The sequence below is a fragment of the Novosphingobium sp. BW1 genome, assembly GCF_008107685.1.
GTDB lineage: Bacteria > Pseudomonadota > Alphaproteobacteria > Sphingomonadales > Sphingomonadaceae > Novosphingobium.
Window position 1 is genome coordinate 20037 of record NZ_VIRF01000019.1, and the last position, 7646, is coordinate 27682.

The following is a 7646-nucleotide window of genomic DNA, read 5'->3' on the forward strand; positions in this document are numbered from 1 at the left end:
GAAATGCGGCCCTTTGCAGATGCGCAGCCCTGATGCTGCCGAACGACCGCTTCCGTCTTGAGCCAATGTTGCCCCGCCAGTAATTGACCGGCAAGGATTGCGCCGGGAATTGCAGCCCCTGCTAACGGCTCGGGAACGGAATAACCGTGGCGCTGTCCAGAAAACAGGCCATGCCTTCCTCGGAAACCGCCTGTCGGAATGCGTCCCGAGCGGCCGCGTCCGTAGCAAATGGATCATCCCACACCGTCGAAGTGCCGCTGGAGTTGACCACTTCGAGCGACCAGCCAGGTTCGTCCTCGAGACGGACGATATTGACGTCCACGGTGACACCGTCCTGTGTGACAGTGCCGGAAAGTCCGGAAACGACAAGATTGGGGTCAAGATCGGCCATGGGCATAATCTATGCTGCTGAGGTGGTCGTGTAAATCGCGCACTGCCGTTGGAACGATGGAGTGGTCCTCGAAGGCGCCTCGCACCTGACGGCGCGACCGCGCTCTATGGCTCGGCGACGTCAAAGGCTTTCCGTCGCCTTCGCCACCGAGCTCCGCCTTCACCGGGTCTCGTCCTGTCGGTGACGATCGGCTGGTGCTAGCGGACGGGCTGTGCCCGTCCTTGACGCGGTCGCCGCGCGGGTGCGCGGCGGCGCTGTTGGTGGCCTCTCCCGGTCAAGCGCGGGTGGTCGGCGCTCCCTGCTAGGCCCGCCCGCGTCGCCGGCAAGCCGGCCCTCGACTGCGCTCGGGACCGGCTCCTCCACTATCGTTCCGGCCCTGCGCCACCCCATCGCTGGCGCGACGGGGCCCCCGGCTTGGGTGCAGGCGCCGCTCGCGGCGGGCCTTTCCGGTCGCATCTTGCCGCCCACCCCCGCTTTTCCGGGGAGGCCATGGTGGTTTCGGGCGGCTTGAGGAGGTGAACGATGCGTTCTTCCACTTGTCCTAGCGCGACCGGCAAGGGTCGCAAACCCCAAGCGAACAAAGGCGGGAAAGCGGTCCCGGCGAAGACCTGGACGCAAAGCAAAGGGGTCGAGGCGGCCCGCGCCAACCTCTATGACGAGGTGACGGCGCGGATCATCGGCGAGCTCGAGGCGGGCCGCTGCCCGTGGGTTCAGCCATGGGGTCAGCCCGATGCGGACGGCGGCGCGATCGGTCCCGGCCTGCCGCGCAACGCGCTCACCGCACGGCGCTATTCGGGCGTCAATGTCCTGATCCTGTGGGGCGCGGTGATCGAGCATGGCTTTCCATCGCAGGGGTGGCTGACCTTCAAACAGGCGCTGGAGGCGGGCGGCTGCGTTCGAAAGGGCGAGCGCGGCACCACCGTTGTTTATGCCGACCGCTTCACTCCCGAGGCGGAGAAGGCCCGCGCCGTCGAAACCGGCGGCGACGCCAAGACCATACCGTTCCTGAAACGCTTCACCGTGTTCAACGTCGCGCAGTGCGAGGGGCTGCGCCCCGGTCTCGCGCCCGAGCCGATCCCCTTGCCCGAGCGCCAGATCGTGCCGGTCGCAGAGGACGTGATCGCGGCGAGCGGCATCGATTTCCGCGTCGGCGGCAACCGTGCTTTCTATGTCCCGGCGCACGACTATGTCCAGGTGCCGCCGCAACCGGCCTTCTTCGAGCAGATCAACTATTACCGGACCTGCCTGCACGAACTTTGTCACGGCAGCGGCCACAAGTCGCGGCTGAACCGGAACCTCGTCAACAGCTTCGGATCGAAGGATTATGCCCGCGAGGAATTGATAGCCGAAATGGGTTCGGCCTTTCTCTGCGCCGCGCTCGGCATCGTCCCGACCGTCCGCCATGCCGATTATCTCGGCAGTTGGCTGGACGTGCTGCGCGAGGATAATCGCGCGATCTTCCGCGCGGCCAGTGCCGCCAGCAAGGCCGCCGACTGGCTGCTGGCGCGGCACGCCGAAGCCCGAGCCGAGGCTGCCCAAGGCGACACTGGCGAACGTAGGGCGGCATGATCCTGCTCACCCCCGAGCTTCACGCCGCGCTGCGCGTGAACGCCGACCGCTCCGCCGAGAGCGATCATGATCCCGTGCCCGTGGTCAAATTCTTCAACCCGCTGGGCGCGGCAACATGGCTGGCAACCGAGCTTTACGATGACGGCGACACCCTGTTCGGGCTGGCCGACCTCGGTTTCGGCTGTCCCGAACTTGGCTGTTTCAGCCTTTCCGAACTGGCGAGCATCCGCCTGTCGTTCGGCCTCGGCATCGAGCGCGATATCGGCTTTTCGACGGGCGTCAGTCTGTCGGTCTGGGCCGACACCGCGCGCCGGGCCGGTTCGATCAGTCAAGCCCAATCCATCATCTGGCGCATCGAGTCCGCGCCGGTCCCCGAGATTCCGACCGATCCCGAAGGCGGGAAAGGCGGATGACGCGCGGCGCGTAACGCCGCATATCGTAAGCCGGTCCGCCTACCCGCAAAGATCGACGGACCGGCACTCACAAGGAGTGCTGACCATGAAACTCGATTTTATCCCGCTCGACAAGCTGGTCGTGAGCAAGGCCAATATGCGGTACGGCAGAAAGGCCCCGGACGTGTCCGACATCCTGCCGACCGTGCGCAGCCGTGGCGTCATCCAGCCCGTGATCGTCCGCCCAAACTGCGCGCCCGAAGGCTATGAGATCGTCGCCGGAAGCCGCCGCTTCCATGCCGCGAAGATAGTCGCCGAGGAACGGCGCTTGGCCGGTGACACGACACCGGAACCGATGCCCTGCGCCATTCTTGACGACGGCGACGATGCCGCCGCCATCGAGGCGTCAATGATCGAGAATATGGCGCGGCTCGACCCCGACGAGGTGACGCAATGGGAGAATTTCACCCGCCTCGTCCGCGAGGGCCGCAAGGTGGGGGACATCGCCGCGACGTTCGGACTGCCCGACCTCATCGTCAAACGGGTGCTGGCGCTCGGCAATCTGCTCCCCGCGATCCGCGACCTCTACCGCAAGGAACGGATCGACGCGGCGACCGTGCGCCATCTGACGATGGCGTCCAAGAGCCAGCAAAAAGCATGGCTGGCGCTCGCCGACGACGAGAATGCCTATCTGCCGACCGGCCACCAGTTGAAATCATGGCTGTTCGGCGGGCAGTCGATCCCGGTGAAACATGCGCTGTTCGACGTGGAGGCGAGCGGCCTTGCGACCATCGCCGACCTGTTCGGCGAGGACCGTTATGTCGCCGATGCCGATGCCTTCTGGACGGCACAGAATGCCGAGATCGAGGCGCGCCGCGCGGCCTATGTCGAACAGGGCTGGGCCGACGCGATCATCGTGCCGCCGTCCGAACATTTCTCGACATGGGAATATGAGAAGGCGGGCAAGCGCAAGGGCGGGCGCGTCTATATCGACGTGCGCGCCACCGGCGAGGTGATCGTCCACGAAGGCTATGTCTCCGGCAAGGAGGCCCGCCGGATCGCCAAGGCCGAGGGATCGGAGAACGGGACCGGCCAGAAAGCGGCGCGGCCCGAGGTGACATCGACGATGCAGACCTATGTTGACCTGCATCGCCACGCCGCCGTCCGCGCCGCGCTGACCGGCCATCCGGCGGTCGCCCTGCGCCTGATGGTCGCCCATGCCATCGGCGGATCACATCTGTGGCGCGTCTCGCCCGAGCCGCAGTCCACCCGAAACGACGAGGTGCGTGACAGTCTCGACAACAGCCGGGCGGAGGCCGATTTCGACGAGCGCCGCCGCGCGGTACTGGCGGTTCTCGGCTTCTCCGCCGAGGAACCGACCGTGACCGGAGGAAACGGCGACGACTATGGAGTCGCCGGCATTTTCCAACGCCTGCTCGACCTTCCCGATACGGTCGTCATGGAGGTGATCGCCATCGTCATGGGCGAAACCTTGGCGTCGGGCAGCGCCGCCGTCGAGGCGGTGGGCGTGGAGATCGGCGTCGATATGGCGCGCTGCTGGCAGGCCGACGATGCCTTTTTCGAGCTGATCCGCGACCGGGAAGTGCTGACCCGGATCGTCGCCGAGGTGGCGGGCGAAACCGTCGCCAGCGCCAATGCGGGTGAGAAGACCAAGACCCTGAAACGCATCGTCCGCGATCATCTCGACGGCACCAACGGGCGCGATCGGCGCGAGAATTGGGTGCCGCGCTGGATGGCATTCCCGCCCGCCGCCTATACGGCGCGCGGCGGTGTCGGCACCGTCGCGGCCCATGCCAAGGCGCAGGCGGCGCGCGAGATCGAGCGGCTCCGCCCAAGCGACGACGAGCCTGATCCGACCGCACCCGGCGCGGCGATGGTCCCGCCGGACCCCGACGACGAGGCCGATCGCCTCGCCGCCTGATCCCTTGCGGGCGACGGGAAACCGCCGCCCGCATCCCTCAACTGTCGAAATTCGGCCGCGCGCCCTCGCCCTGACGGGCTCGGACGCGCGGGAAAGGAGACCATCATGGCCGATCGCGTATCCGCGAGCATCACCATCGGCGGCACCCTGCCGCGATCCCTGCTGCTCAATCTCGCCGCCCTCGTTCAGGCAGAGGGACTGTCCACCGAATGGGACGGCGAAACCTTCACGCCCGCGATGTTTCGCGAGGGCGTGCCGCTTGAACTCATGGCGCATGAAGTGGCCTGGGGTCGGTTCGAGCGCCTCGAAAGTTGGTGCATCACGCATGGCCTGCCCTTCGCGCGCTGGTCGGGCGCCTATTGCGGCCAATGGGGCGCCGAGCGCGCCGTATTCGCCGGCAAGGGCGAGGTGCAGTGCTATGCCGCCGACGAGGACGATTATCTCCTGATCGGCCGTTGCACCGTCGAACGTCTGGGCAGCTACGAGGCGATCCTCGCCCACTTCGCGGCGGGCGATTTCGCGGTGCCGCCGCTGCGGCTGATGCCCTGAATATCCGCCGCGCCCCGGCCTGCTGGCGCGGGCCGGGGCGCGGCTATTCCCTTGTCCTCATCAGCGTGCGCGCGCGCACCAGTCGGTCTTGCGCCAGCGCGGCCGCGATCAGCAGCAGCGCGGCGCAGCTCGCCGGCAGGCGGATGGCGATCATCGACATGGCGCTGACCTTACCGCCTTTCGTACCGCACCAGGAATCCTGGCCCGTCGTTGTCCGCCGCACAACCGGCAATGGCGGCAGCGTCGCGGTGCGTGCCCTGGACGATCGATCCGTTGGTGCGATGGTGCGTCCGCGCAGTCCACGACCAATCCATCGCGAGGGTTGAACCGGCGGCATTGTCGTCGTTACCACTGCCGTGTCCCACACCGTTTTCGGCTCCTCGGGCGCATGACCTGGGACGGCCGCGACCCTGCGAAACCATCACCGCGCGGCTTATTTCCCCGCCCGCCAAGGCGGGCTCCTCGCGGTCGCTGCGCTTCAAATAAGTCTCCGGCTCCGGTCCTCCGCTGCCGCTCCGGCCTCCGGTTCGCAGGCCTGCTTCGACCGTCCCTCCGGTCCGCCCATCGCCCGGAAACGGTTCGGGGCGACTTTTCAGGAGACGAACAATGCCAGCCATCGGTTATGTCACCCGCGACGGAAACGGCTTCAAGGGCCAGCTCAAGACGCTCTCGATCCGCACCGACATCGAGATCATTCCCAACAGCCGCAAGTCCGGCGACACCCAGCCCGACTATCGCGTGTCGGCGGCCGGTGTCGAGGTCGGAGCCGGATGGGTGCGGCGCGGCGAAATGAGCGGCAAGGACTATGTGTCGCTGTCGCTCGCCGCCCCCGAATTCGGCCCGCGCCGGCTCTACGCCAATCTCGGCCGCGCCGCCGGGCAGGACGATGACGACGCTTTCGCGATCATCTGGAACCCAGCCGATTGAGCGAACCGCCCCGCGTCCGCCAAGGGCGCGGGGCATCGCCGCCGACTCGAAACAGGGGGGTCGGAATCGCATAGGTCGATTTGCGACCCTGCCGAAGAGGGCCGGATCGATCCAATCCGGGCTCATCGCCCGACGCACGGTGCGCCGGCGCAGATGGACTGGAATCATGGACGACACCGCCGAACGCGCACAGGCTGCGCGCGAGACCTGCCCCTTCCTCACCGCCAAGCAGGCGGCCTTTCATCTCGGCCTCGCCTATTCGACGCTCAAGCGCCTGCGCCAGACCGGCAAGGGGCCGAAATGCCGCCTGCATGGCCGCACCTGGCGCTACCATATCGACGATATCGAAGCGTGGTCGGCGGCCCGCGCGCGTGGAGGCGACCATGGTTGAGCCTCCTCCCCGGGACCGCCCGCTGCCGCTGTTCGCCTGGTTCGAGGTCCGGCGCGCGGCCCATGCACGCCGCCTGCGGCTGCGCCGCCGCACCGCGCTGCTTGGTGCCGGCATCGCCTGCCTTGGCCTCACGATCGCATTGCCGCCGCTGCCCCGGTTGGTCTGGAACGCGAGCGCCAGCGCGCCGATCGGTCTCTATGCCGTGTCGCCCGGCGCGGTGCTCAAACGCCGCGACATGGTGATCGCCTCGCCGCCGGTCGAAGCGCGGCAACTGGCCGCGAGCCGCCGCTATCTGCCTTCCAATGTGCCGCTTGTGAAGCGCGTCGCCGGCATTGCTGGAGACACGATCTGCGCTGTCGATCGGGTGGTGACGGTGAACGGTAGGCCGGTCGCCAAACGCCGCGCCGCCGATGCGGCGGGCCGTCCGCTGCCCGCATGGCAAGGGTGCATCCGGCTCGGACCGGGCATGATCTTCCTGCTCATGACCGAGACTCCGGATTCGTTCGATGGGCGCTATTTCGGGCCGACAGCGGCGCGCGATGTCATTGGCAGGGCGACCCCGCTGTGGCTGCCCTGAGGATGCTCGCGCTTGGTTTCGCGCTGCTCGCCGCGGCGCCTGCCAGTGCCAATTCGCAGAGCAGCGATCCGGTAGCCCGCTGGCAAACCGAGATCGCCGAAGCCTCGGCGCGGTTCGGTGTGCCCGTGGCCTGGATCGAGCGGGTGATGCGTGCCGAAAGCGGCGGCATGACCATGCTGGACGGGCGACCGATCGCGAGCCGGGCGGGCGCGATGGGGCTGATGCAACTGATGCCGACGACCTGGAAGGCGATGCGCGCGACTTACGGCCTCGGCTACAATCCTCACGATCCGCGCGACAATATACTCGCCGGCACCGCCTATCTGCGCGCGATGTACGACCGCTTCGGTTATCCGGGGCTGTTCGGCGCCTATAATGCCGGTCCCGGCCGCTATGCCTCCTATCTAACCACAGGGCGCCCGCTACCCGGCGAGACGCGCGCCTATCTCACCACAGTGACGGGTATGGCGCCGCAGGAATTGTCGTCTGCGCCATCGGTCCCGCGCGGTTCGCCACCGCCGCTGTTCATCGTGCTCAGGACTGCCGCGCAATCCGGCGACGTGCCATCATCGCGCCCGCCGGATGCGTCACCAGATCCGCTGTTCGCCGTTCGCGCTCCCCGCTGAGCAAGCAGAGGCGGCAGCGTCGCAAGCGGGTGGCCGGCAGGACGGTGCGCATGGCAGAGGTGGGAGGGGCTCGTCTCGGCAAGGCCCAGTATGACGGGCGGCGAAGCGGCTGTGCAAGGCCGGCGGCCCCTCCAATTTTGCCGCGAAACGGAGGCTGTCAACGCCGGTATAAAAAGGGGCCAGCCACCGGTTTAAAAACGGGCCAGTTGGTTCAAACAAAAAGCCTCGGGTTGAGGCTGGGCCTTATCGGCAGCGGGGAAGCGGCTGTAGCGGAGCGGAAGC

The 7646-nt window shown here is 67.3% G+C and carries 9 protein-coding genes; 8 read left to right on the forward strand and 1 reads right to left on the reverse strand.

What is annotated here, in order from left to right:
- Positions 1-121: 121 nt before the first annotated feature.
- The gene (locus tag FMM79_RS00180) at positions 122-391 is read right to left on the reverse strand and encodes a hypothetical protein (protein WP_148625041.1); all 270 of its coding nucleotides are present in this window, start codon (positions 389-391) and stop codon (positions 122-124) included.
- A gap of 660 nt (positions 392-1051) precedes the next feature.
- Between FMM79_RS00180 and FMM79_RS00185 the strand changes: the two genes are divergently transcribed.
- The 8 genes from FMM79_RS00185 (at position 1052) to FMM79_RS00220 (ending at position 7364) form a co-directional block, all read left to right on the forward strand.
- Positions 1052-1960 (forward strand): zincin-like metallopeptidase domain-containing protein, encoded by a 909-nt coding sequence (locus FMM79_RS00185; RefSeq protein WP_240338874.1) that lies wholly within the window; start codon positions 1052-1054, stop codon positions 1958-1960.
- Complete coding sequence (locus tag FMM79_RS00190) at positions 1957-2373, forward strand: DUF2958 domain-containing protein (protein ID WP_148625043.1); 417 nt, start codon at positions 1957-1959, stop codon at positions 2371-2373. Before FMM79_RS00185 ends, FMM79_RS00190 begins: the two co-directional genes overlap by 4 nt.
- Before the next feature lie 85 nt (positions 2374-2458).
- Positions 2459-4294: a ParB N-terminal domain-containing protein gene (locus FMM79_RS00195; RefSeq protein WP_148625045.1), complete on the forward strand. Its 1836-nt coding sequence runs from the start codon at positions 2459-2461 to the stop codon at positions 4292-4294.
- A 105-nt stretch (positions 4295-4399) separates the two neighbouring features.
- Complete coding sequence (locus FMM79_RS00200) at positions 4400-4843, forward strand: hypothetical protein (protein ID WP_148625047.1); 444 nt, start codon at positions 4400-4402, stop codon at positions 4841-4843.
- A gap of 606 nt (positions 4844-5449) precedes the next feature.
- Positions 5450-5770 (forward strand): DUF736 domain-containing protein, encoded by a 321-nt coding sequence (locus FMM79_RS00205; RefSeq protein WP_148625049.1) that lies wholly within the window; start codon positions 5450-5452, stop codon positions 5768-5770.
- A gap of 166 nt (positions 5771-5936) precedes the next feature.
- Positions 5937-6161, forward strand: a complete 225-nt coding sequence (locus FMM79_RS00210) for an AlpA family transcriptional regulator (protein WP_148625051.1) — start codon at positions 5937-5939, stop codon at positions 6159-6161.
- Positions 6154-6738 (forward strand): S26 family signal peptidase, encoded by a 585-nt coding sequence (locus tag FMM79_RS00215; RefSeq protein WP_148625053.1) that lies wholly within the window; start codon positions 6154-6156, stop codon positions 6736-6738. The genes FMM79_RS00210 and FMM79_RS00215 overlap by 8 nt, the downstream gene beginning before the upstream one ends.
- Complete coding sequence (locus FMM79_RS00220; RefSeq protein ID WP_371710496.1) at positions 6726-7364, forward strand: lytic transglycosylase domain-containing protein; 639 nt, start codon at positions 6726-6728, stop codon at positions 7362-7364. Before FMM79_RS00215 ends, FMM79_RS00220 begins: the two co-directional genes overlap by 13 nt.
- Positions 7365-7646 lie beyond the last annotated feature (282 nt).

What these genes read in the sequence shown, in the direction of transcription:
- FMM79_RS00180 (WP_148625041.1), bottom strand. Translation starts at nt 391, where the DNA reads ATGGCCGATCTTGACCCCAATCTTGTCGTTTCCGGACTTTCCGGCACT.
- FMM79_RS00190 (WP_148625043.1), top strand. Translation starts at nt 1,957, where the DNA reads ATGATCCTGCTCACCCCCGAGCTTCACGCCGCGCTGCGCGTGAACGCC.
- FMM79_RS00195 (WP_148625045.1), top strand. Translation starts at nt 2,459, where the DNA reads ATGAAACTCGATTTTATCCCGCTCGACAAGCTGGTCGTGAGCAAGGCC.
- FMM79_RS00200 (WP_148625047.1), top strand. Translation starts at nt 4,400, where the DNA reads ATGGCCGATCGCGTATCCGCGAGCATCACCATCGGCGGCACCCTGCCG.
- FMM79_RS00205 (WP_148625049.1), top strand. Translation starts at nt 5,450, where the DNA reads ATGCCAGCCATCGGTTATGTCACCCGCGACGGAAACGGCTTCAAGGGC.
- FMM79_RS00210 (WP_148625051.1), top strand. Translation starts at nt 5,937, where the DNA reads ATGGACGACACCGCCGAACGCGCACAGGCTGCGCGCGAGACCTGCCCC.
- FMM79_RS00215 (WP_148625053.1), top strand. Translation starts at nt 6,154, where the DNA reads ATGGTTGAGCCTCCTCCCCGGGACCGCCCGCTGCCGCTGTTCGCCTGG.